At 71.1% G+C, this 20,002-nt stretch carries 19 protein-coding genes; 6 read left to right on the forward strand and 13 right to left on the reverse strand.

Annotation, left to right across the window (positions count from 1 at the left end; translation table 11 throughout):
- Nucleotides 1–59: 59 nt before the first annotated feature.
- Nucleotides 60–1,358 (forward strand): LCP family protein, encoded by a 1,299-nt coding sequence (locus OIE49_RS14905; RefSeq protein WP_326802740.1) that lies wholly within the window; start codon nt 60–62, stop codon nt 1,356–1,358.
- Between the two features lie 75 nt (nt 1,359–1,433).
- On the opposite strand, the gene OIE49_RS14910 is transcribed toward OIE49_RS14905, so the two are convergent.
- Entirely contained in the window at nt 1,434–1,796 is a 363-nt protein-coding gene (locus OIE49_RS14910) for a four-helix bundle copper-binding protein (protein WP_326802741.1), read from the reverse strand.
- 196 nt (nt 1,797–1,992) lie between these two features.
- Nucleotides 1,993–3,150 carry an acyl-CoA dehydrogenase gene (locus OIE49_RS14915; RefSeq protein WP_326802742.1) on the reverse strand — a complete coding sequence of 386 codons (1,158 nt, stop codon included), beginning with the start codon at nt 3,148–3,150 and terminating at the stop codon, nt 1,993–1,995.
- A gap of 171 nt (nt 3,151–3,321) precedes the next feature.
- Here OIE49_RS14915 and OIE49_RS14920 point away from each other — a divergent pair, with 171 nt between their 5' ends.
- Nucleotides 3,322–4,665 carry a UDP-glucose dehydrogenase family protein gene (locus OIE49_RS14920; protein WP_326802743.1) on the forward strand — a complete coding sequence of 448 codons (1,344 nt, stop codon included), beginning with the start codon at nt 3,322–3,324 and terminating at the stop codon, nt 4,663–4,665.
- A gap of 123 nt (nt 4,666–4,788) precedes the next feature.
- On the opposite strand, the gene OIE49_RS14925 is transcribed toward OIE49_RS14920, so the two are convergent.
- The gene (locus OIE49_RS14925) at nt 4,789–5,295 is read right to left on the reverse strand and encodes a CGNR zinc finger domain-containing protein (RefSeq protein ID WP_326802744.1); all 507 of its coding nucleotides are present in this window, start codon (nt 5,293–5,295) and stop codon (nt 4,789–4,791) included.
- 118 nt (nt 5,296–5,413) lie between these two features.
- Here OIE49_RS14925 and OIE49_RS14930 point away from each other — a divergent pair, with 118 nt between their 5' ends.
- Nucleotides 5,414–5,770, forward strand: a complete 357-nt coding sequence (locus tag OIE49_RS14930; protein WP_326802745.1) for a VOC family protein — start codon at nt 5,414–5,416, stop codon at nt 5,768–5,770.
- Nucleotides 5,771–5,849: 79 nt separating this feature from the next.
- Here the strand turns inward: OIE49_RS14930 and OIE49_RS14935 are convergent, their stop codons facing one another.
- The 3 genes from OIE49_RS14935 to OIE49_RS14945 are packed head-to-tail and all read right to left on the reverse strand — an operon-like array spanning nt 5,850 to nt 8,727.
- Entirely contained in the window at nt 5,850–7,028 is a 1,179-nt protein-coding gene (locus OIE49_RS14935; protein WP_326802746.1) for a dipeptidase, read from the reverse strand.
- A gap of 5 nt (nt 7,029–7,033) precedes the next feature.
- Nucleotides 7,034–7,558, reverse strand: a complete 525-nt coding sequence (purE, locus tag OIE49_RS14940; RefSeq protein WP_326802747.1) for a 5-(carboxyamino)imidazole ribonucleotide mutase — start codon at nt 7,556–7,558, stop codon at nt 7,034–7,036.
- Nucleotides 7,555–8,727 carry a 5-(carboxyamino)imidazole ribonucleotide synthase gene (locus tag OIE49_RS14945; protein WP_401743336.1) on the reverse strand — a complete coding sequence of 391 codons (1,173 nt, stop codon included), beginning with the start codon at nt 8,725–8,727 and terminating at the stop codon, nt 7,555–7,557. The genes purE and OIE49_RS14945 overlap by 4 nt, the downstream gene beginning before the upstream one ends.
- 293 nt (nt 8,728–9,020) lie before the next feature.
- Between OIE49_RS14945 and OIE49_RS14950 the strand changes: the two genes are divergently transcribed.
- Nucleotides 9,021–9,566 carry a GtrA family protein gene (locus OIE49_RS14950; protein ID WP_100571129.1) on the forward strand — a complete coding sequence of 182 codons (546 nt, stop codon included), beginning with the start codon at nt 9,021–9,023 and terminating at the stop codon, nt 9,564–9,566.
- A gap of 42 nt (nt 9,567–9,608) precedes the next feature.
- Here OIE49_RS14950 and OIE49_RS14955 read toward each other — a convergent pair whose 3' ends face one another.
- Both OIE49_RS14955 and OIE49_RS14960 read right to left on the reverse strand, forming a co-directional pair.
- Nucleotides 9,609–10,880: an ATP-binding protein gene (locus tag OIE49_RS14955; protein ID WP_326802749.1), complete on the reverse strand. Its 1,272-nt coding sequence runs from the start codon at nt 10,878–10,880 to the stop codon at nt 9,609–9,611.
- A gap of 35 nt (nt 10,881–10,915) precedes the next feature.
- Complete coding sequence (locus tag OIE49_RS14960) at nt 10,916–11,593, reverse strand: response regulator transcription factor (protein ID WP_326802750.1); 678 nt, start codon at nt 11,591–11,593, stop codon at nt 10,916–10,918.
- A gap of 534 nt (nt 11,594–12,127) precedes the next feature.
- Here OIE49_RS14960 and OIE49_RS14965 point away from each other — a divergent pair.
- Complete coding sequence (locus OIE49_RS14965; protein WP_326802751.1) at nt 12,128–13,666, forward strand: peptide MFS transporter; 1,539 nt, start codon at nt 12,128–12,130, stop codon at nt 13,664–13,666.
- A gap of 65 nt (nt 13,667–13,731) precedes the next feature.
- Here OIE49_RS14965 and OIE49_RS14970 read toward each other — a convergent pair whose 3' ends face one another.
- Both OIE49_RS14970 and OIE49_RS14975 read right to left on the reverse strand, forming a co-directional pair.
- Nucleotides 13,732–14,280, reverse strand: a complete 549-nt coding sequence (locus OIE49_RS14970; RefSeq protein WP_326802752.1) for an ATP-binding protein — start codon at nt 14,278–14,280, stop codon at nt 13,732–13,734.
- Nucleotides 14,281–14,527: 247 nt separating this feature from the next.
- Nucleotides 14,528–14,905 carry an STAS domain-containing protein gene (locus OIE49_RS14975; protein ID WP_326802753.1) on the reverse strand — a complete coding sequence of 126 codons (378 nt, stop codon included), beginning with the start codon at nt 14,903–14,905 and terminating at the stop codon, nt 14,528–14,530.
- Nucleotides 14,906–15,142: 237 nt separating this feature from the next.
- On the opposite strand from OIE49_RS14975, the gene OIE49_RS14980 reads away from it, so the two are divergent.
- The gene (locus OIE49_RS14980) at nt 15,143–16,078 is read left to right on the forward strand and encodes an RNA polymerase sigma factor SigF (RefSeq protein WP_199836776.1); all 936 of its coding nucleotides are present in this window, start codon (nt 15,143–15,145) and stop codon (nt 16,076–16,078) included.
- Between the two features lie 94 nt (nt 16,079–16,172).
- On the opposite strand, the gene hutI is transcribed toward OIE49_RS14980, so the two are convergent.
- From hutI to OIE49_RS14995, 3 genes are read right to left on the reverse strand one after another with little or no spacing between them, the layout of a single operon-like run.
- Nucleotides 16,173–17,345, reverse strand: a complete 1,173-nt coding sequence (hutI, locus tag OIE49_RS14985; protein ID WP_326802754.1) for an imidazolonepropionase — start codon at nt 17,343–17,345, stop codon at nt 16,173–16,175.
- Between the two features lie 26 nt (nt 17,346–17,371).
- On the reverse strand, nt 17,372–18,760 hold the full coding sequence (locus tag OIE49_RS14990; RefSeq protein ID WP_326802755.1) for a formimidoylglutamate deiminase: 1,389 nt from the start codon (nt 18,758–18,760) through the stop codon (nt 17,372–17,374).
- Complete coding sequence (locus OIE49_RS14995; protein WP_326806235.1) at nt 18,757–19,959, reverse strand: allantoate amidohydrolase; 1,203 nt, start codon at nt 19,957–19,959, stop codon at nt 18,757–18,759. The genes OIE49_RS14990 and OIE49_RS14995 overlap by 4 nt, the downstream gene beginning before the upstream one ends.
- Nucleotides 19,960–20,002: the final 43 nt, after the last annotated feature.

Below are 20,002 nucleotides of genomic sequence, written 5' to 3' on the forward strand. Positions count from 1 at the left end.
GCCCTTATTCACCGACGGCCCTTGTAAGGCACACGGCGGTGCCCTGCACACTGGGCCGCATGAGTGATTGGCCCCAGGGGCGGTCCGGCGGCGACCGTGGACCCCGATACGGACGCGGCAGCGCCGGCGCGACGCCGGAAGGGGCGCGTGTGATGCGCCAGGTACGGCGTGGCGGCCCGGGTGGCCCCGCAGGGCAGGGCGGGTATCCGGGACCCGGCGGCCCCGGCTCCTCGGCACCGCCGTACGGCATCCCGCAGCAGCCGTCCTACGTCGGCGGAGGGGGGTACGACGATCCCGGCGGCCACGACGGCTACAACTCCGGCCACGTCTACGGCGGTCCCGGCGGACCGGGCGGCGGTGACCCGCGCGGCTACCGTCCCGCGCCGAACTGGCGCCGCCGCTTCAAGTGGTCCGTGATCACCCTGGTCACGCTGCTGGTGGTGACCTCGGTCGCGACCTACTTCTGGGCCGACTCCAAGCTCCGCCGCGAGGTCGACCTGTCCAAGGTCATCGACCGCCCGGAGGCCGGCAAGGGCACGAACTACCTGATCGTCGGCTCCGACAGCCGCGAGGGCATGTCCTCGCAGCAGAAGAAGGACCTGCACACGGGGTCAGCCGAGGGCAAGCGCACGGACTCGATGATGATCCTGCACGTCGGCGACAACGGCGACACGCTGATATCCCTGCCGCGCGACTCCAACGTCACGATCCCGCAGTTCCGCGGCTCGGAGTCCGGCAAGATCAAGGGCCCGCTCGGAGCGAACAAGCTGAACGCGGCCTACGCCTTCGACGGCCCGGAGCTGCTGGTCCGCACCGTCGAGTACAACACCGGACTGCACATAGACCACTACGTGGAGATCGGCTTCGCCGGCTTCGCGAACATCGTGGACGCGGTCGGCGGCGTGGAACTCACCATCGACAAGGGCTTCCAGGACAAGTACTCGGGCGCCGACTTCAAGGCGGGCAAGCAGACGCTGGACGGCCGGCAGGCCCTGGCCTTCGTCCGCACCCGGCACGCCTTCGCCGCCTCCGACCTGGAGCGCACCAAGAACCAGCAGAAGTTCCTCGCCGCGCTGGCCCACGAGGTGGCGACCCCCTCGACCGTCATGAACCCGTTCAAGCTCTACCCGACGCTGGGCGCGGGCCTGGACTCCCTGATCGTCGACAAGGACATGAGCCTGTGGAACCTGGCCTCCATGTTCTGGGCGATGAAGAACGTCAGCGGCGGCGACGGCACCTCCATGAACATGCCGATATCCGGCTCCACCGGCGGCAATCTCGTCTGGGACATGCCGAAGGTCAAGACTCTGGTCAACGAGCTGAAGAACGACGAGAAGGTCACGGTCACGGGCAACTGACCCGGCCCCTCTCCCAGGAGGGCCCCGCGGTGCCGGCCGGCACCGCGGGGCTTTCGCCGTCCGGTCGGGCTCAGGTCACATCCTGACGCTCGCCATCGCCCGGCACATCTCCGCGCAGCGGCGACACGCCTCCGCGCAGCGCATCATCATCTTGTCGTCGGGCATGGACATACACGCCTCGGCACACATGTCGCAGGCCTTGGCGCACATCGCGCACATCTCGGCCGCCATCGGCGAGCGGCGCATGATCATGTCCGCGCACATGCGGGTCATCTCGGAGCAGTCCATGATCGCGCGCATGATCTGCATCTGCGCCTGGCCGCCCATCTGCATGCAGCCACTCATGGCCTCCTCGCAGACGGTGTGGCACGACATGCAGGCCTGGACGCAGTCCTGCATCTCCTTGCTCATGGGGGTCATGGTTCCGGGCTGGGTCATGGCTCCTCCTGGGGGACGAAGGGCACCGGATCGGGGCCCTGTTCACTTCCGTCGTACGCCCGCCCGGGCCCCCGCGCCATCCGGCACGGACAACGCACCGGCTACCGCCGTTCGGCTTACGGCGGCCCTCCCCGCCGCGACACGAACGGCCCCCGGCGCGATGCCGGAGGCCGTCGAAGACGCGTGAAGAGACCTGCTACGGAAGGTTCCTCGCCATCACGATCCGCTGGACCTGGTTCGTGCCCTCGTAGATCTGCGTGATCTTGGCGTCGCGCATCATGCGCTCGACCGGGTAGTCGCGGGTGTAGCCGTAGCCGCCGAGGAGCTGGACGGCGTCCGTGGTGACCTCCATGGCGACGTCCGAGGCGAAGCACTTGGCGGCGGCACCCTGGAAGGTCAGGTCGGAATCGCCCCGTTCGGACTTGGCGGCGGCCGCGTAGGTGAGGTTGCGGGCGGCCTCGATCTTCATGGCCATGTCGGCGAGCATGAACTGGATGCCCTGGAAGTCGGCGATCGGCTTGCCGAACTGCTTGCGCTCCTTGACATAGCCCTTGGCGTAGTCGAGGGCGCCCTGGGCGATGCCGAGGGCCTGGGCCGCGATGGTGATGCGGGTGTGGTCCAGGGTCTTCATCGCCGTGGCGAAGCCGGTGCCCTCGGCGCCGATCATGCGGTCGGCGGGGATGCGGACGTTGTCCAGGTAGACCTCGCGGGTCGGGGAGCCCTTGATGCCGAGCTTCTTCTCCGGGGCGCCGAAGGAGACCCCGGGGTCCGACTTCTCCACGACGAACGCCGAGATGCCCTTGCTGCGCTTGTCGGGGTCGGTGACGGCCATCACCGTGTAGAAGTCGGACACGCCCGCGTTGGTGATCCAGCGCTTGACGCCGTTGAGGACGTACGTGTCGCCCTCGCGGACCGCCTTGGTCTTCATGCCGGCCGCGTCGGAGCCCGCGTCCGGCTCGGACAGGCAGTACGAGAACATCGCGTTGCCCTTGGCGAGCGGGGTCAGGTACCGCTTTTTCAGCTCCTCGGAACCGGAGAGCATCACCGGCAGCGAGCCCAGCTTGTTCACGGCCGGGATGAGGGAGGAGGACGCGCACACGCGGGCCACCTCCTCGATCACGACGACCGTCGCGAGGGCGTCCGCGCCGGCGCCGCCGTATTCCTCGGGCACGTGCACCGCGTGCAGGTCGTTGGCGACCAGCGCCTCCAGGGCCTCCTGCGGGAAGCGGGCCTCCTCGTCCACCACGGCGGCGTACGGCGCGATCTTCGCCTCGGCCAGCGAGCGGACGGCGTCGCGGAGCATGCCGTGCTCCTCCGACGGGCGGTACAGGTCGAAGTCAGCCGATCCGGCCAAGGTCTCTCACGCTCCAACGCTAATTACCGTTAAGTAACCCAAATTTTATGCGCCCGCCCCCGCCAGTGATACGTGAGCTTGGCGACAGCGGGGACATTGCCCGGCGAAGGCCCCGCGCATGCCCCCGATATGCTCGGGCACCGCATCACCGTCGTCTTTCCTGGAGCACCCATGAGCCTCAAGATCACTGTGATCGGGACCGGCTATCTCGGCGCGACGCACGCCGCGGCCATGGCCGAGCTCGGGTTCGAGGTGCTGGGTCTCGACGTGGTCCCCGAGAAGATCGAGATGCTCCGGCGGGGCGAGGTCCCGATGTACGAGCCCGGTCTCGAGGAGCTGCTGCGCCGGCACGTGGCCGGGATCGAGGGCTCGACCGGGCGGCTGAGCTTCACGACGGACTACGCGGAGGTTGCCGCGTTCGGCGACATCCACTTCGTCTGCGTGAACACCCCGCAGAAGCACGGCGAGTACGCCTGCGACATGAGCTACGTCGACTCCGCCGTCACCTCGCTCGCCCCGTACCTGACCGGCCCCGCGCTCATCGTCGGCAAGTCGACCGTGCCCGTGGGGTCCGCGGACCGTCTGGCCCGTACGATCGCCGAACTCGCGCCCGCGGGCGCGGACGTGGAGCTGGCCTGGAACCCGGAGTTCCTGCGCGAGGGCTTCGCCGTGCAGGACACGCTGCGCCCGGACCGGATCGTGGTCGGCGTGCGCAGCGAGCGGGCGGAGAAGCTGCTGCGCGAGGTGTACGCCACGCCGGTCGGCGAGGGTTCCCCGTTCGTGGTCACCGACTTCCCCACCGCGGAACTGGTGAAGACCTCCGCGAACTCCTTCCTCGCCACGAAGATCTCCTTCATCAACGCGATGGCCGAGGTCTGCGAGGCCGCCGGCGGCGATGTGGCCAAGCTGGCCGAGGCCATCGGGCACGACGACCGGATCGGCCGGAAGTTCCTGCGGGCCGGCATCGGCTTCGGCGGCGGCTGCCTGCCCAAGGACATCCGGGCCTTCATGGCGCGCGCCGGTGAACTGGGCGCGGACCAGGCGCTGACCTTCCTGCGCGAGATCGACTCGATCAACATGCGCCAGCGCGGGCAGATGGTGGAACTGGCCCGGCAGGCACTGGGCGGCGGACCGTTCCTCGGCAAGCGGGTCGCGGTGCTCGGCGCCACCTTCAAGCCGGACTCGGACGACGTGCGGGACTCCCCCGCGCTCAACGTCGCCGGGCAGATCCACCTCCAGGGCGGCCAGGTGACGGTCTACGACCCCAAGGGCATGGAGAACGCCCGGCGGGTGTTCCCCACGCTCGGGTACGCCGACTCCGCGCTGGAGGCCGTGCGGGGCGCCGACGTCGTCCTGCACCTGACGGAGTGGCGGGAGTTCCGCGAGCTGGACCCGGCAGGGCTGGGCGAGGTCGTCGCCGCCCGGATGGTCCTCGACGGGCGGAACGCGCTGGACCCGGAGCTGTGGCGGCGGGCCGGGTGGACGTACCGGGCGATGGGCCGTCCGACCGCGTAGTCCCGCGCGGGCAGGCACACGAGAACAGGCGACGCCGGTTCGGCCGAGGCTCAGTCGGCCGAACCGGCGTCTGCACGCATTGTGCACCACACAGGCCGGTGTGAACGACGAACGGCCTGTGGATCACGTCTGCTTCGCCCGGTAGCGGCGCATCTTCGCGCGTGCTCCGCACACCTGCATCGAGCACCAGCGGCCGCGGCCGGCCGGGCTGCGGTCGTAGAACGCCCAATGGCATGTGGCCGCCTCACAGGCCTTCAGCCGGGTCCAGGTGCCCGCGACGAGTGCCTCGGCGACGGCGGCCGCGACCCTGGAGAGCAGGGGGCCGTCGTCGGCGGGCGCGAGCGCGGCGGAGCCGTCCCGGGCGTCGACGGACACCAGCAGCGGCGCCCGCGCCAGCAGCTCGCCCAGCGGTGTCACCCGCCGGTGCGGCGGGTGACCGGCGTGGGCCAGCAGCACCGCCCGCAGCGACTCGCGCAGCTCGCGCGCCCGCTCCAGCTCCGCCTCGGAGATTCCCAGGCGCGCACGGGCCTCCGCGGTGTCGAGCGAGTCGGCGCCCGTCTCGATGTCCAGCGTGTTCACCAGGGCCTCGACCAGCGCCAGGCTCCCGGGCGCGGACGATCTCTCACTCATGTCAGCGACGGTACCTCTTCAATACGGTTGCGCCGTTACTTGCTATACGGGAGCATGCGGTAACGGTTACCGGTTACCCACTCCTATGGGTAACACCGTCTCCGACTGGGAGGAAGTCATGGCTCTCGCCAAGCTGGGTGTCGTCGTCCTGGACTGTCCCGACCCGCGCGCCCTCGCCGGCTTCTACGCCGAGGTGCTCGGCGGGACCGTGGAGGGCGAGGGCGACTGGGTGGACCTGAAGGTGCCGGGCGGTCCGGCGCTGGCGTTCCAGAGGGCTCCGGGGCACGTGCCGCCGAAGTGGCCGGCCGGGGACGCCTCGCAGCAGTTCCACCTGGACCTGATCGTGGAGGACCTGGACGCGGCGGAGAAAGGCGTGCTCGCGCTCGGGGCCAAGCCCCTGGCCGAGCAGGGCGGCAGCAGCTTCCGCGTCTACGCCGACCCCGCCGGGCACCCGTTCTGCCTGTGCGCCTGCTGAAAGGCGTCCGGCGGTCGCCGTATGCGCCGGACAGCAGGAGGCACACGTGCCGTGGTCTCCTGCCGTCCGGTACCGGAACTCAGCCGTCCAGTTCGGCGATCGTCGCGTTGGAGGGTGCCCGGGTGGCCTGCGCTTCACGGGCGACGTCCTCCGCGGCGCCCAGGACGCGGACCGCGTTCTGCCAGGTGAGCTTGGCCAGATCGGTCCTGGACCAGCCGCGGTCCAGGAGTTCCGCGATCAGGTTCGGATAGCCGGAGACGTCGCTGAGGCCGTCGGGGGTGAAGGGCGTGCCGTCGTAGTCGCCGCCGATGCCCAGGTGGTCGATGCCGGCGACCTCACGCATGTGGTCGAGGTGGTCGGCCACCGTCGCGACCGTGGCGACCGGGCGCGGGTTCGCCTCCTCGAAGGCGTGGTGGACCTTCATCGCCTCGGCGGTGCTGTCGAGGGGGTGGAAGCCGTGCGCACGCATGTTCTCGTCGGCGGCGGACGTCCAGTCCACGGCCGCCTGGAGCACGAACTTCGGCACGAAGGTGACCATCGCGATGCCGCCGTTGGCGGGCAGCCGCTCCAGCACGTCGTCCGGGATGTTGCGGGGGTGATCGCACACGGCCCGCGCGGAGGAGTGCGAGAAGATCACCGGCGCGCTCGTGGTGTCGAGCGCGTCCCGCATGGTCGTCGCGGCCACGTGGGAGAGGTCGACCAGCATGCCGAGCCGGTTCATCTCCCGGACCACCTCGCGGCCGAAGGCCGACAGGCCGCCCACGCCCGGCTCGTCCGTCGCCGAGTCCGCCCAGGCCACGTTGTCGTTGTGGGTGAGCGTCATGTAACGCACGCCGAGCGCGTACAGCCCGCGCAGCGTGCCGAGCGAGTCGGCGATGGAGTGGCCGCCCTCGGCGCCCATGAGGGAGGCGATGCGGCCCTCCGCACGCGCCGCCTCCATGTCGGCGGCGGTCAGCGCGGGCGCCAGGTCGGCCGGGTGACGGGCGAGCAGCTGCCGTACGCAGTCGATCTGTTCCAGCGTCGCCGGCACGGGGTCGGGCTGGTCCGCGCGGACGTAGACCGACCAGAACTGCGCGCCGACGCCGCCCTCGCGCAGGCGCGGCAGGTCGGTGTGCAGATGGGCGTTCTGCGGCGTGGCGATGTCGCGCGCGTCGAGGTCGTAGCGGACCTGCTCGCGCAGCGCCCAGGGCAGGTCGTTGTGGCCGTCGACGACGGGGAACTCCCGCAGCAGGTCCCGGGCTTCGTTCAGCGAGGTCATCGGCGTCACTTCCTACCGAAGCCGAAGCCGCCGGAGTTCTCGACCTTGGCGCGCAGCCGCTTGCCCTTCTCGGTGGCCTGGTCGTTCAGCTCCTGCTGGAACTCCCGCATCCGGGTGAGCAGTTCCTCGTCGTGCGCGGCGAGCATCCGGGCGGCGAGCAGACCCGCGTTGCGGGCACCGCCGACGGACACGGTCGCCACCGGGACTCCGGCCGGCATCTGCACGATCGACAGCAGCGAGTCCATGCCGTCCAGGTACTTCAGCGGGACGGGTACGCCGATCACCGGCAGCGGGGTGACCGAGGCGAGCATGCCGGGCAGATGGGCGGCCCCGCCCGCGCCCGCGATGATCGCCTTCAGGCCGCGGTCCGCAGCACGCTCGCCGTACGCGATCATCTCGCGCGGCATGCGGTGCGCGGAGACGACGTCGACCTCGTAGGAGATCTCGAACTCGTCGAGCGCCTCGGCGGCGGCCTCCATGACGGGCCAGTCGGAGTCCGACCCCATGACGATGCCAACAACTGGGCTCATTCGGTGATGGTGCCTCTCAGGTAGCCGGCTGCGTGACGGGCGCGTTCCAGCACGTCGTCCAGGTCGTCGCCGTAGGTGTTGACGTGGCCGACCTTGCGACCGGGCTTCACGTCCTTGCCGTACATGTGGATCTTGAGCTGGGGGTCGCGGGCCATGCAGTGCAGGTACGCGGAGTACATGTCGGGGTAGTCGCCGCCGAGGACGTTGACCATGACGGTCCACGGGGCGCGCGAGCGGGGGTCGCCGAGCGGGAGGTCGAGGACCGCGCGGACGTGGTTGGCGAACTGGGAGGTGATGGCGCCGTCCATCGACCAGTGGCCGGAGTTGTGCGGGCGCATCGCCAGCTCGTTGACGAGGATGCGGCCGTCGCGGGTCTGGAACAGCTCGACGGCGAGGTGGCCGACGACACCGAGTTCCTTGGCGATGGTCAGCGCGAGCTGCTCGGCCCTGAGGGCGAGCCCCTCGTCGAGGTCGGGTGCCGGGGCTATCACGGTGTCGCAGACGCCGTTCACCTGCCGCGACTCCACCACCGGGTAGGCCACGGCCTGGCCGTGCGGGGAGCGTACGACGTTGGCGGCCAGCTCCCGGACGAAGTCGACCTTCTCCTCGGCGAGGACGGGCACGCCGGCGCGGAAGGGCTCGGCGGCCTCCTCGGCGGAGCCGACCACCCACACGCCCTTGCCGTCGTAGCCGCCGCGGACCGTCTTCAGGACCACGGGGAAACCGCCCGCCCGTCGCCCACCGCCGCCCTTGCCGGAGGGCACTTCGTGCCCGCCCCTTTCGAGCTCCGCCGCGAACGCGGCCACGTCCCGCGGGTCGCTCACGATGCGGTGCCGCGGGCAGGGCACACCGATCGCGTCGAGCTTCGCGCGCATCACGCCCTTGTCCTGGGCGTGCACGAGCGCGTCGGGACCGGGGCGCACGGGGATGCCGTCCGCCTCCAGGGCCCGCAGGTGCTCGGTGGGGACGTGCTCGTGATCGAAGGTGATCACGTCACAGCCCCGCGCGAACGCGCGCAGCGTGTCCAGGTCGCGGTAGTCGCCGATGACGACGTCGCTCACCACCTGCGCCGCGGAGTCCTGGGGAGTGTCACTGAGGAGCTTGAACCTGATGCCCAGCGGGATGCCCGCCTCGTGTGTCATACGAGCGAGCTGGCCACCGCCGACCATGCCGACTACCGGGAACGTCACGCTCCTAGGGTATCGGCCGCCACGCCGCGCACCGCTTCCGCGCCCGCCGGGGCCGTACCGGCGCCTCGCGGGGCTCTCACCCCCCGCACTGATGTACGCGACATCACCCCCGTCGGCGTTCTTACCAGTCACTTCGACGGCTCTTTCCCGCCTTTTCCCGGACTCTTTCCGACCCGTTCCCGAGCTGATGCCTTGTGCACGGGCGCGGACGTGCGGCGCTGGTTAGCATGGCCGGGTTGACCGAACCGACCGAGACGGGGGCCTGCACGACCATGGAACATGGTTCCTCGGGGCTTCGACCGGCGCCCCCCGCGCCCCGCGGCGCGCTGCGCAGGCACGTGGACCAGCTCTGGCGCGAGGTCGTCAAGTTCGGCGCGGTGGGCGGGGCTGGGCTGCTGGTCAACCTGCTCGTGTTCAACCTGGTGCGGCACACGACCGGACTCCAGGTGGTGCGGGCCAGCGTCATCGCGACCGTCGTCGCGATCGTCTTCAACTACATCGGCTTCCGCTACTTCACGTACCGGGACCGCGAGAGGACCGGGCGCACCAGGGAACTGACGCTGTTCCTGCTGTTCAGCGCGGTCGGCCTGGTGATCGAGAACGGCGTGCTGTACCTGGCGACGTACGGCTTCGGCTGGGACAGCCCGCTGCAGAGCAACGTCTTCAAGTTCCTCGGCATCGGCATCGCGACCCTGTTCCGCTTCTGGTCGTACCGCACCTGGGTCTTCCGCACCCTGCCGGCCCGGCAGACCGTGGCGGGCGCGGAGTCCTTCCTCCAGACCGAGTCGAAGACGCCCCGGACCAGGGCCTTCCGCTAGGGCCTCTCGTTTGGATCAGGCCGGGCTCGCGGGCCCTGGCGGTCAGCGCACCATCGGGTGGTCCTCCGGCTCCTTCTTGAGCGGCGGGGTGCGGGACAGGAACAGTCCGAAGACGGGCGGCTGGGCCTGGAGCAGTTCCAGACGGCCGCCGTCGGCCTCGGCGAGGTCGCGGGCGACGGCGAGTCCGATGCCCGTGGAGTTGCGGCCGCTGATGGTGCGCTCGAAGATCCGGGCGCCGAGGTCGGCGGGGACGCCGGAGCCCTCGTCGGTGACCTCCACCACGGCTTGGTTGCCGGTCACGCGGGTGCGCAGCGCCACCGTGCCGCCGCCGTGCATGAGGGAGTTCTCGATCAGCGCGGCCAGCACCTGCGCGACGGCACCCGGCGTGCCCACGGCCCGGAGGTGCCGCTTGCCGGAGCTGACGATCGCCCGGCCGGCGCTGCGGTAGGCGGGGCGCCACTCGGCGATCTGCTGCTGGATGACCTCGTCGAGCTCGAAGGAGACGGCGGAGCCGGTGCGCGGGTCGCGGGAGTTGGTCAGCAGGCGGTCCACCACGTCGGTCAGCCGCTCGACCTGGGCGAGGGCGACGTTCGCCTCCTCCTTCACCGTGTCCGGATCGTCGGTGAGGGTGATCTCCTCCAGGCGCATGGACAGCGCGGTCAGCGGCGTACGCAGCTGGTGGGAGGCGTCGGCGGCGAGCCGGCGCTCGGCGGTCAGCATCCGGGCGATGCGCTCGGCCGATCCGTCGAGCACGTCCGCGACCCGGTCCAGTTCAGGGACGCCGTAGCGCTTGTGGCGGGGGCGCGGATCGCCGGATCCGAGGCGCTCGGCGGTCTCGGCCAGGTCGGTCAGCGGGGAGGCGAGCCGGTTGGCCTGGCGGACCGCGAGCAGCACCGCGGCGACCACCGCGAGCAGCGCCACCAGACCGATGATCAGCAGCGTACGGCCGACCTCGCGGGTCACCGAGGAGCGCGGCTCCTCCACCCGGACGGTCTCGCCCTGCTCCCCCGTGGCCGTGGAGTGGATCACGTCGCCGGACGGCTTGTCGCCGACCTGGATGGGCCGCTGCCCCGGGATGCCGATCACGGCGTACTGGCCGTCGGCCATCTGGTGGCGCAGGATCGCCGCGTTGACCGTCGCCTCGCCGAGCAGCCTGCTGTCGACGATGCTGGCCAGCCGCAGCGCCTCGGAGTCGACGCGCTCCTGGGCGCTGCTGCTGATGGTGCGGGTCTCCACGATCACCAGGGAGAGACCGAAGACGGCGATCACGACCAGGACCACGGCAAGCGTGGACTGGATCAGTCGGCGGCGCATGTACTCCTACCTGACGAAAGCGCGGGGCGGCCGGCTCAGCTCTTCTCGAAGCGGAAGCCCACGCCGCGCACGGTCGCGATGTACCGGGGGTTCGCCGCGTCGTCGCCGAGCTTCTTGCGCAGCCACGAGATGTGCATGTCGAGGGTCTTGGTGGACGACCACCAGGTGGTGTCCCAGACCTCGCGCATCAGCTGGTCGCGGGTGACGACCCGGCCCGCGTCCCGCACGAGCACCCGGAGCAGGTCGAACTCCTTGGCGGTGAGCTGGAGCTCCTCCTCGCCCATCCACGCGCGGTGGGACTCGACGTCGATGCGCACGCCGTGGGTGGCGGGCGGCTGCTGCGGCTCGGCGGCTCCGCGCCGCAGCAGGGCCCGGACGCGGGCGAGCAGTTCGGCGAGCCGGAAGGGCTTGGTGACGTAGTCGTCCGCGCCCGCGTCGAGGCCGACGACGGTGTCCACCTCGTCGGCGCGCGCGGTCAGGATCAGGATGGGCACCGTGTGGCCGTCGGAGCGCAGCCGGCGGGCGACCTCCAGGCCGTCCATGCCGGGCAGTCCGAGGTCCAGCACGACCAGGTCGACACCGCCCTGCATTCCGGCGTCGAGCGCGGCGGGTCCGTCCTCACGCACCTCGACCTCGTAACCTTCCCTGCGCAGTGCGCGAGCCAGCGGCTCCGAGATGGACGCGTCGTCCTCGGCGAGCAGTACACGGGTCATGGACCGATGGTAGTCCGCCGACGCCGCCCGCTGGGGCGGTCCTGCGGTGTGATCGACACGCGCGGTTCTTACCTTGCGGCCGGCCGGGCGCCGCCTCGGCGGCCCGCGCCACGGATCGCTCGGCCCGGATGTGATCGTTTGAGACCTCGGTAATAGACCTTCGAAAGCAGGGCAGGGTTCCCCTGTAGCCTGTGATCCATCTCTCAAGTCCTTCCATTTCCGGCAGTGTCCTGCCGTATGGTGGATTGAACGTCTGATGCACACAGGGGACCTTTGGCGATCGTATTGACGCTGAAGGTCTCTTTTGTGAGCGGGCCGGCCCGGGCCGGCCCGGAAAGAACGACCTAGGGCCGGGCCTCGTACGCGCGTCGACGCGGGCAGAGGTGTGGATCCCGGTGGCCGTCGTCCCCCGCTTCGCGATCCGGAGCGGACTCCCCCTGGGCGTGGGGTGGACCTCGGGCCTGCCGGTGCCGGCCACCCCCACCGGGCGCACAACCGCCGAGGGCGGCGCGTCCCGACCAGCAAGGAACGACCATGGCGTCCAGCCTGACGAAGGACTCGGTCCATCCGGGCACCCCCGGTTCCGAGAAGACCTTCTTCGGCCACCCCCGCGGCCTGGCCACCCTCTTCATGACCGAGATGTGGGAGCGCTTCAGCTTCTACGGCATGCGCGCCCTTCTCGTCGTGTACCTGCTCTCCGGCGGCCCCGACGCCAAGAAGGGGAGCATGAGCGGTGGGCTCGGCATGGATCTGGCCACCACCACCGCCATCTACTCCGTCTATCTGTCGATGGTGTACCTGCTCGCCATGCCCGGCGGGTGGCTGGGCGACCGCGTCTGGGGTCCGCGCAAGACGGTGGCGATCGCCGCGATCACGATCATGGCGGGCCACGCGGTCCTGGCGCTGCCCGGTGGCCAGGCGTCCTTCTTCGCCGGTCTCGCGCTGGTCGCGCTCGGCTCCGGCCTGCTGAAGGCCAACATCTCCACCATGGTCGGCCACCTCTACAACGGCCCGGACGACCCGCGCCGCGACGGTGGCTTCACGATCTTCTACATGGGCATCAACATGGGTGCCTTCTTCGCGCCGCTGATCATCGGCACCGTCGGTCAGCAGGTCAGCTGGCACCTGGGCTTCGGCCTCGCCGCCGTGGGCATGGCGATCGGCCTCGCGGCCTTCCTCATCGGCACCCGGAACCTGAGCCCGCAGAGCAGCGTCGTGCCGAAGCCGCTGGCCGCCGCCGAGCGTGCATCCTGGCTGCGCAAGGGCCTGACCTGGCTGGCCGTCGCCGCCGTCTTCTACGGCATCGTCGGCTTCACCGGCCACTTCACCCTGAACTGGGCGATGATCCCGCTCACCGTCATCGGTCTGGTCATCCCGGCCGGCGTCCTGCTGCGCATCAAGCGCGACAAGGAGCTGACGGGCGCCGAGCAGTCCAGGATGACCGGCTACATCTGGTTCTTCGTCGCGGCCGCCGCCTTCTGGATGATCTACGACCAGGGCGGTTCGACGGTCCAGGCGTTCGGTGAGACCAAGACCTCCTCCTCGCTGCTCGGCTTCGGCTTCCCCTCCTCCTGGTACCAGTCGCTGAACCCCGTGTTCATCATGGCGCTGGCCCCGGTCTTCGCCTGGTTCTGGCTGTGGCTGAACCGCAAGGGCAAGGAGCCGAGCACGGTCGCGAAGTTCTCGGCCGCCCTGTTCTTCATCGGCGTCTCGTTCTTCTTCTTCCTGCTGCCGCTGGGCATGGCCGGCGGCGACACCATGGTCAGCCCGATGTGGCTGGTCGGCATCTATCTGATCCAGACCGTCGGTGAGCTGTGCCTCTCCCCGGTCGGCCTGTCGGTGACGACCAAGATGGCGCCGGCCAAGTACGCCAGCCAGATGATGGGCGTGTGGTTCCTCGCGGTCACCGCGGGCGACTCCATCACCAGCCTGCTGTCCAACCCGGCCGTGGCCGGGGTCGACCTCAGTGGGACGGGCGCGGTCGCACTGGAGGCGGCCCTCGCCGCCCTCGCCGGTGTCGCGGTGTACATGTACCGCCGGAAGGTGAAGTCCCTGATGGGCGACGTCCACTGACGTCCCCCTGCGGCAACGCGAAAGGGCCGCCCCGTGAGGGGCGGCCCTTTCGCGTTGCCGGTCTTTCAGGCGGGTGCGCCCAGCTCGGCCCACACTCTCTTGCCGGTGACGCCGGGGGCGCGGACGACGCCCCAGTCCAGGCACAGCCGCTGGACGATGAACATGCCGTGGCCGCCGGGGCGTCCGGCGCGGTGCGGGGTGCGCGGGGCGGGCTGTCCGGTGCCGCGGTCGGAGACCTCGAGGCGGATCACCTTGTTGTCGCAGGTGATCTCCAGCTGGTCGGGGCCCTCGGCGTGCAGGCAGGCGTTGGTGACCAGTTCGGAGACGACGAGGAGGACGTCCTCGGCGGCGGCCCGCTGGTCGGCGGTCGCGGCGGGCAGCCAGCCCCACGCGTACAACGCCTGGCGGGTGAAGTCGCGGGCGAGCGGCACGACGCCGCTCTCGCCGTCGAAGCTCAGCCTGCGGATCTGGCGACTTCCGGACGGGGCCGCCGGCACGGCGGTCGCACCCCCTGGGGGTACCGCGCCCGCCGGCGCGTCCCCCTCGGACGCCCCGGAAGCGCCGCTGGGCTCCGGGCCGCGGTCGCCCGGCGAGTAAGGCCGGGTGGTGCTCATCAGCGCTTCACCTCACCGATTCACCAGTTCACGATTCAAAAGTCACCAGTCACTTCACGTACACGCCGGTACGTCCGTTCATTCGCCGAATGCCGGTAGCCGGCTCGCGAGGGCCGCCGATCCACTCAGGTTGTCTCCTGCCCGACCGATCGGGGGGAACACCCCCGTTTTCGGCCCGCCGTGCGGGCGCCCGGCGTACGCCGGGCGCGGAACACGAAAGGGGCACGTCGAGAGTCCCGGGGCCGGCTCAGCCGGCCTCGTCGGCCAGCGCGTCCTCCAGGGAGTCGTGCACGGTGAAGACCGCATCCGCCCCTGTGATCTCGAAGACGCGGGCCACCACCGGCAGCATCCCGGCCAGATGCACGCCCCCTCCGGCCGCCTCCGCCTTCAGCCGCGCGCCCAGCAGGACGTTCAACCCCGTGGAGTCACAGAACTCCAGACGTGAACAGTCCACCACCAGACGCGAGCGCCCCTTGTCGAGACACCCCTCGAGCGGCTCGCGCAGCAGGTCGGCCGTGTGGTGATCGAGCTCACCCGCCGGCGTCACGACGGCACTGGAGCCCTCTTGCCGCACCTCCACCAGAAGCCGGCCCGACTGTGCGCTGCCGACCGTCCCGCGGTCCATGCCGTCTCTCTCCCGGGGTCTTGGCTGCTGACTGACGCCCTCGAACCCTACGCCTTCCCTCACCGCTCCGACACCCGAACAACCACACACAACCGGACATAGCCCCACACAAGGAACTTGCGGCGGTGTTGGTAAAGCGGGTAGGGCTAGTAGGGACCCGCACCCGACACGGCCGGCTTTGGAGGCGCCGCACACCGCAGTGCACGAATTGGCTTCGGCAGCCATATGCCGAGAACGATGGAGGACATCATGTCACCCCGGCTCGACGCCTCGCATACCCGGATGGCGACGTCGGCATCCCCCACGGAGCACCTGGATCCCATCGAGTTTCCCGACGTACGCGCCGAGCGGGCCGACCAGGCCGACGCACTGGCCGGACTTCCGGACATCCCTCCGTACGACGAAGTGGCCCCCGACGACGCCCGGGCCCTGTCCAAGGCCCTCTTCGAGCGGCTGGAGTCCCTCGAGGAAGGCACTCACGCCTACTCGTACGTCCGCAACACGCTCGTCGAGCTCAACCTCGCGCTCGTCAAGTTCGCCGCCTCCCGCTTCCGCTCCCGCAGCGAGCCGATGGAGGACATCATCCAGGTCGGCACCATCGGCCTGATCAAGGCGATCGACCGGTTCGAGCTGTCCCGGGGCGTGGAGTTCCCCACGTTCGCGATGCCCACCATCATCGGTGAGATCAAGCGCTTCTTCCGCGACACCTCCTGGTCCGTACGCGTCCCGCGCCGGCTCCAGGAACTGCGGCTGGACCTCGCCAAGGCCGGTGACGAACTGGCCCAGCGGCTCGACCGCGCCCCCACGGTCGCCGAACTCGCCGAGCACCTCGGTCTGTCCAACGACGAGGTGGTGGAAGGCATGGCCGCCTCCAACGCCTACACCGCCTCGTCGCTGGACGCCCAGCCCGAGGAGGACGACTCCGAGGGCGCCCTCGCGGACCGCATCGGCTACGAGGACCACGGTCTCGAAGGCATCGAGTTCGTGGAGGCGCTGAAGCCGTTGATCGCGCAACTGCCCTCCCGGGACCGGAAGATCCTGTCCCTGCGATTCGTCGCCAACATGACCCAGTCGGAGATCGGCGACGAACTGGGCATCTCGCAGATGCACGTCTCCCGGCTGCTGTCCCGCACACTCGGCCAACTGCGCAAGGGCCTGACACTCGAGGAGTGACCGGGTGACGGGGCGGCGGTGAAGCGCCGGCCGACGGCCCAGGCGGCCGCGGCCGGCGCTTCACCGCCGCCCTGTGCGGTCCTGTCGGTCCTGCTCAGGCCTCCCGCACGCCGCGCCGCCAGACCTCGGTGACCAGCGGGACGCCCGGCCGGTAGGCCAGGTGCACATGGCTGGGCGCGTCCAGGACGGCGAGGTCGGCGCGGGCGCCCGGGGACAGACGGCCGACGTCGTCGCGGCGCAGGGCCCTCGCACCGCCCGCCGTCGCCGCCCAGACCGCCTCGTCCGGGGTCATGCCCATGTCGCGTACGGCGAGCGCGACGCAGAAGGGCACCGAGGACGTGAAGGACGAGCCCGGGTTGCAGTCGGTGGACAGGGCGACCGTGACACCCGCGTCGAGGAGGCGGCGGGCGTCGGGCCACTGGGCGCGGGTGGAGAACTCGGCGCCGGGCAGGAGCGTGGCGACCGTGTTCCCGTTCGCCAGCGCGTCCACGTCCGCGTCGGTCAGATGCGTGCAGTGGTCGGCGCTGGCCGCGTCGAGCTCGACGGCGAGCTGGACGCCGGGGCCGTGGCTGAGCTGGTTGGCGTGGATGCGCGGGAGCAGGCCCTTGGCCATGCCCGCGGTGAGGATCTCCCGGGCCTGGTCGCCGTCGAAGGCGCCCTTCTCGCAGAAGACGTCGATCCAGCGGGCGTGCGGGGCGCAGGCGTCCAGCATCTCCCCGGTGACCAGGGCGACGTACGCCGCCGGGTCCCCGGCGTGGTCAGGGGAGACGATGTGGGCGCCGAGGTAGGTGACCTCGTCGGTGTGCGCGGCGGCGATGCGCAGGGCGCGGGCCTCGTCGGCGACGGTGAGGCCGTAGCCGGACTTGGTCTCGAACGTGGTCGTGCCCTGGCGCAGGGCCTCGGCGAGGTAGCGGGTGAGGTTGGCCTCCAGCTCCGCGTCGGTGGCGGCGCGGGTGGCGGCGACCGTGGTGCGGATGCCGCCGGCGCTGTAGGCCCGGCCGGACATGCGGGCGTTGAACTCCTCGGTGCGGTCGCCCGCGAAGACCAGGTGGGAGTGGGAGTCGACGAAGCCGGGGATCACCGCCCGGCCGCCGGCGTCGACCCGGTTGTCAGTGGCGGGTGCTTTGCTGGATTCACCGGTCCACGCGACGTGGTCGCCGTCGATGACGACGGCCGCGTCCCGGATCAGTCCGAGGGGGGATCCGTCACCGAGGGAGGGGTCGTTGGTGACCAGCGTGGCGATATTGGTGATGACGGTGCTGCTCATGGTGTCCTCAGGGGTGACGGGGGGATTCAGCCGCGCAGTGCCTCGACGGCGCCTGCCAGCGCCGACGGCACATCCGGTACGAGGGTGTGGGCGCCGTCCCGCACGACGTGCCGGCCGGCCACGACCGTATGGCGTACGTCGGCGGCGGTCGCCGCGAATACGGCCGTCTCGGCGCCGAGCCTGGGCAGCGTCCCCGCTGTCCTGACCGAGTCCAGCGCGAGCGTCGTGAAGTCGGCGTGGGCGCCGGGGGTGAGGCTGCCCGCGTCGGACCAGCCGAGGGCGGCGTGCCCGTCGGCGGTGGCGGCCCGCAGCAGGGACGCGGCCGTCCAGTGGCCGCGGGTGCGGGTGCGCAGCCGCTCGTTCAGTTCCATCGCTCGGGCCTCTTCGAGCAGGTCGATGACGGCGTGGCTGTCGGAGCCCAGGGAGAGCGGGGAGCCGGCGCGCTGGAGGGCGACGGCGGGTCCGATGCCGTCGGCCAGGTCCCGCTCGGTGGTCGGGCACATGCAGGTGCCGGTGCCGGATCCGCCGAGCAGGGCGATGTCCTCGTCGGTCAGGTGGGTGTTGTGCACGCCGGTCGTGCGCGGGCCGAGGACGCCGTGGTCGGCCAGCAGCCGGGCCGGGGTGCAGCCGTGGGCGGCCTGGCAGGCGTCGTTCTCGGCGGTCTGCTCCGACAGGTGCACATGGAGCGGGGCCCGCCGCTCCTCGGCCCACTGCGCCACCGTCTCCAGCTCCCGCGCCGGCACGGCCCGTACGGAGTGCACGGCGGCACCGATCCGCGCGTGATCGTGTTCCTTGAGAACTGAACAGCGTTCGGCCCAGGCCTCGGCCGTCCCGTCGGAGAAGCGGAGCTGGTGTTTGTCGGGCGACTGCCCGAACCCGGAGGACAGGTAACAGGTGTCGAGGAGGGTGATGCGGATCCCGGCTTCGGCGGCGGCCGCGATCAGGGCCTCGCCCATCGCGTTCGGGTCGGCGTACCGGGTGCCTCCCGGCGCGTGGTGGACGTAGTGGAACTCGCCGACGGCCGTGATGCCGGCCAGCGCCATCTCGGCGTACACCGCGCGGGCCAGCGCGTGGTACGTCTCGGGAGTGAGCCGGTCGGCGGTGGAGTACATGACCTCGCGCCAGGTCCAGAAGGTCCCCGAGCCGACCTGGACGGTGCCGCGCAGGGCCCGGTGGAAGGCGTGGCTGTGCGCGTTGGCGAGTCCCGGGATCGTGAGGCCCCGCAGCACCTCGGCGCCCGGCGGCGGGACGGGCACGCCCGTGCGGACGGCCGCGACGCGGCCGCCGCGCACGTCGAGCGCCACGCCCGGCTCGATGGGGGTCCCCCCTGCTCGATCGCCGTCGAGAGCTTGGGGGAGGGTGCCGAGCCAGGCCTGCTCCAGCCAGTACGTCCGCGTCTGCTCGGTGGGGGTCACGTGCAGGCCAGCCCTTCCAGTACGTCGGCGAGCGCGCGCACCCCGGCCACGCAGTCGTCCTCGGCCGCGGATTCGGCCGGGGAGTGCGAGACACCGGTGGGGTTGCGCACGAACAGCATGGCGGTCGGGACGGTCCCGGACAGGATTCCGGCGTCGTGTCCGGCGCCCGTGCCGAGCACCGGCACCTTCAGCTCGGTGCCGGCGCCCAGGAGGCGGGCGAGTTCGTCGCGCAGGGCGTGGTCGAACTCGACGACGGGGGTGAAGGACTCGCGGACCACGTCCAGGTCGACGCCGTGAGCGGCGGCGTACTCGCGGGCCGCCTTCTCGACGCCGGTGACCACGGTGTCCAGGGTCGTCTGGTCGGCGGCGCGGGAGTCGAGCCAGCCGCGGACCAGGGACGGGATCGCGTTGACGCCGTTCGGCTCGACGGCGATCTTGCCGAAGGTGGCGACGGCGCCCGCGAGCGCGGCCTCGCGCCGGGCCGCGAGCACGGTCTCGGCGTACGGCAGCATCGGGTCGCGCCGGTCGACGAGCCGGGTGGTGCCCGCGTGGTTGGCCTCGCCCCGGAAGTCGAACCGCCACCGCCCGTGCGGCCAGATGGCACTGGCCACACCGACGGCGTCGCCGGTCAGGTCGAGGGCCCGACCCTGCTCGACGTGCAGTTCGACGAAGGCGCCGATGCGCGCGAGCCGCTCCGGGTCGGGTCCGAGGGCGTCGGGGTCGTACCCGGCGGCCTCCATGGCCCTGGGCAGTGTGACCCCGTCGGCGTCGGTGAGCCGGTGCGCCTGCTCGACGGTGAGGTGCCCGGCGGTCAGCCGCGAGCCGGTGCAGGCAAGCCCGAACCGGGCGCCCTCCTCGTCACCGAAGTTGACGAGGGCGAGCGGCTTGGTGAACCGCGCGTTCCTGCCGCGCAGTTCGTCGAGGGCGGCGAAGGAGGACACGACGCCCAGCGGCCCGTCGAAGGCCCCGCCGTCGGGCACGGAGTCGAGGTGCGACCCGGTGACCACGGCGTCCCCGGCCTCGGGGTCGCCGAGCCAGGCCCACTGGTTGCCGTTGCGGTCGACCTCGTAGGCCAGGCCGCGGTCCTCGGCCTGCTGCCGGAACCAGGCCCGGCACTCGGCGTCGGCCGCGGTCCAGGCGAAGCGCCGGTAACCGCCGGACCCGGGGTGGCGCCCGATGGGGAGCAGTTCCCGCCACATCGTGTGGAAGGAGTCGCCCGCGGCGGGCGCCGGGGTCCGTGCC

It is taken from the genome of Streptomyces sp. NBC_01788 (genome assembly GCF_035917575.1).
GTDB lineage: Bacteria > Actinomycetota > Actinomycetes > Streptomycetales > Streptomycetaceae > Streptomyces.

Excerpts from the sequence above, each read along its gene's own strand:
- OIE49_RS14905 (WP_326802740.1), top strand. The coding sequence starts at position 60 with ATGAGTGATTGGCCCCAGGGGCGGTCCGGCGGCGACCGTGGACCCCGA.
- OIE49_RS14910 (WP_326802741.1), bottom strand. The coding sequence starts at position 1,796 with ATGACCCAGCCCGGAACCATGACCCCCATGAGCAAGGAGATGCAGGAC.
- OIE49_RS14920 (WP_326802743.1), top strand. The coding sequence starts at position 3,322 with ATGAGCCTCAAGATCACTGTGATCGGGACCGGCTATCTCGGCGCGACG.
- OIE49_RS14925 (WP_326802744.1), bottom strand. The coding sequence starts at position 5,295 with ATGAGTGAGAGATCGTCCGCGCCCGGGAGCCTGGCGCTGGTCGAGGCC.
- OIE49_RS14930 (WP_326802745.1), top strand. The coding sequence starts at position 5,414 with ATGGCTCTCGCCAAGCTGGGTGTCGTCGTCCTGGACTGTCCCGACCCG.
- OIE49_RS14935 (WP_326802746.1), bottom strand. The coding sequence starts at position 7,028 with ATGACCTCGCTGAACGAAGCCCGGGACCTGCTGCGGGAGTTCCCCGTC.
- purE (WP_326802747.1), bottom strand. The coding sequence starts at position 7,558 with ATGAGCCCAGTTGTTGGCATCGTCATGGGGTCGGACTCCGACTGGCCC.
- OIE49_RS14945 (WP_401743336.1), bottom strand. The coding sequence starts at position 8,727 with ATGGTCGGCGGTGGCCAGCTCGCTCGTATGACACACGAGGCGGGCATC.
- OIE49_RS14950 (WP_100571129.1), top strand. The coding sequence starts at position 9,021 with ATGGAACATGGTTCCTCGGGGCTTCGACCGGCGCCCCCCGCGCCCCGC.
- OIE49_RS14955 (WP_326802749.1), bottom strand. The coding sequence starts at position 10,880 with ATGCGCCGCCGACTGATCCAGTCCACGCTTGCCGTGGTCCTGGTCGTG.
- OIE49_RS14960 (WP_326802750.1), bottom strand. The coding sequence starts at position 11,593 with ATGACCCGTGTACTGCTCGCCGAGGACGACGCGTCCATCTCGGAGCCG.
- OIE49_RS14965 (WP_326802751.1), top strand. The coding sequence starts at position 12,128 with ATGGCGTCCAGCCTGACGAAGGACTCGGTCCATCCGGGCACCCCCGGT.
- OIE49_RS14970 (WP_326802752.1), bottom strand. The coding sequence starts at position 14,280 with ATGAGCACCACCCGGCCTTACTCGCCGGGCGACCGCGGCCCGGAGCCC.
- OIE49_RS14975 (WP_326802753.1), bottom strand. The coding sequence starts at position 14,905 with ATGGACCGCGGGACGGTCGGCAGCGCACAGTCGGGCCGGCTTCTGGTG.
- OIE49_RS14980 (WP_199836776.1), top strand. The coding sequence starts at position 15,143 with ATGGAGGACATCATGTCACCCCGGCTCGACGCCTCGCATACCCGGATG.
- hutI (WP_326802754.1), bottom strand. The coding sequence starts at position 17,345 with ATGAGCAGCACCGTCATCACCAATATCGCCACGCTGGTCACCAACGAC.
- OIE49_RS14995 (WP_326806235.1), bottom strand. The coding sequence starts at position 19,959 with ATGTGGCGGGAACTGCTCCCCATCGGGCGCCACCCCGGGTCCGGCGGT.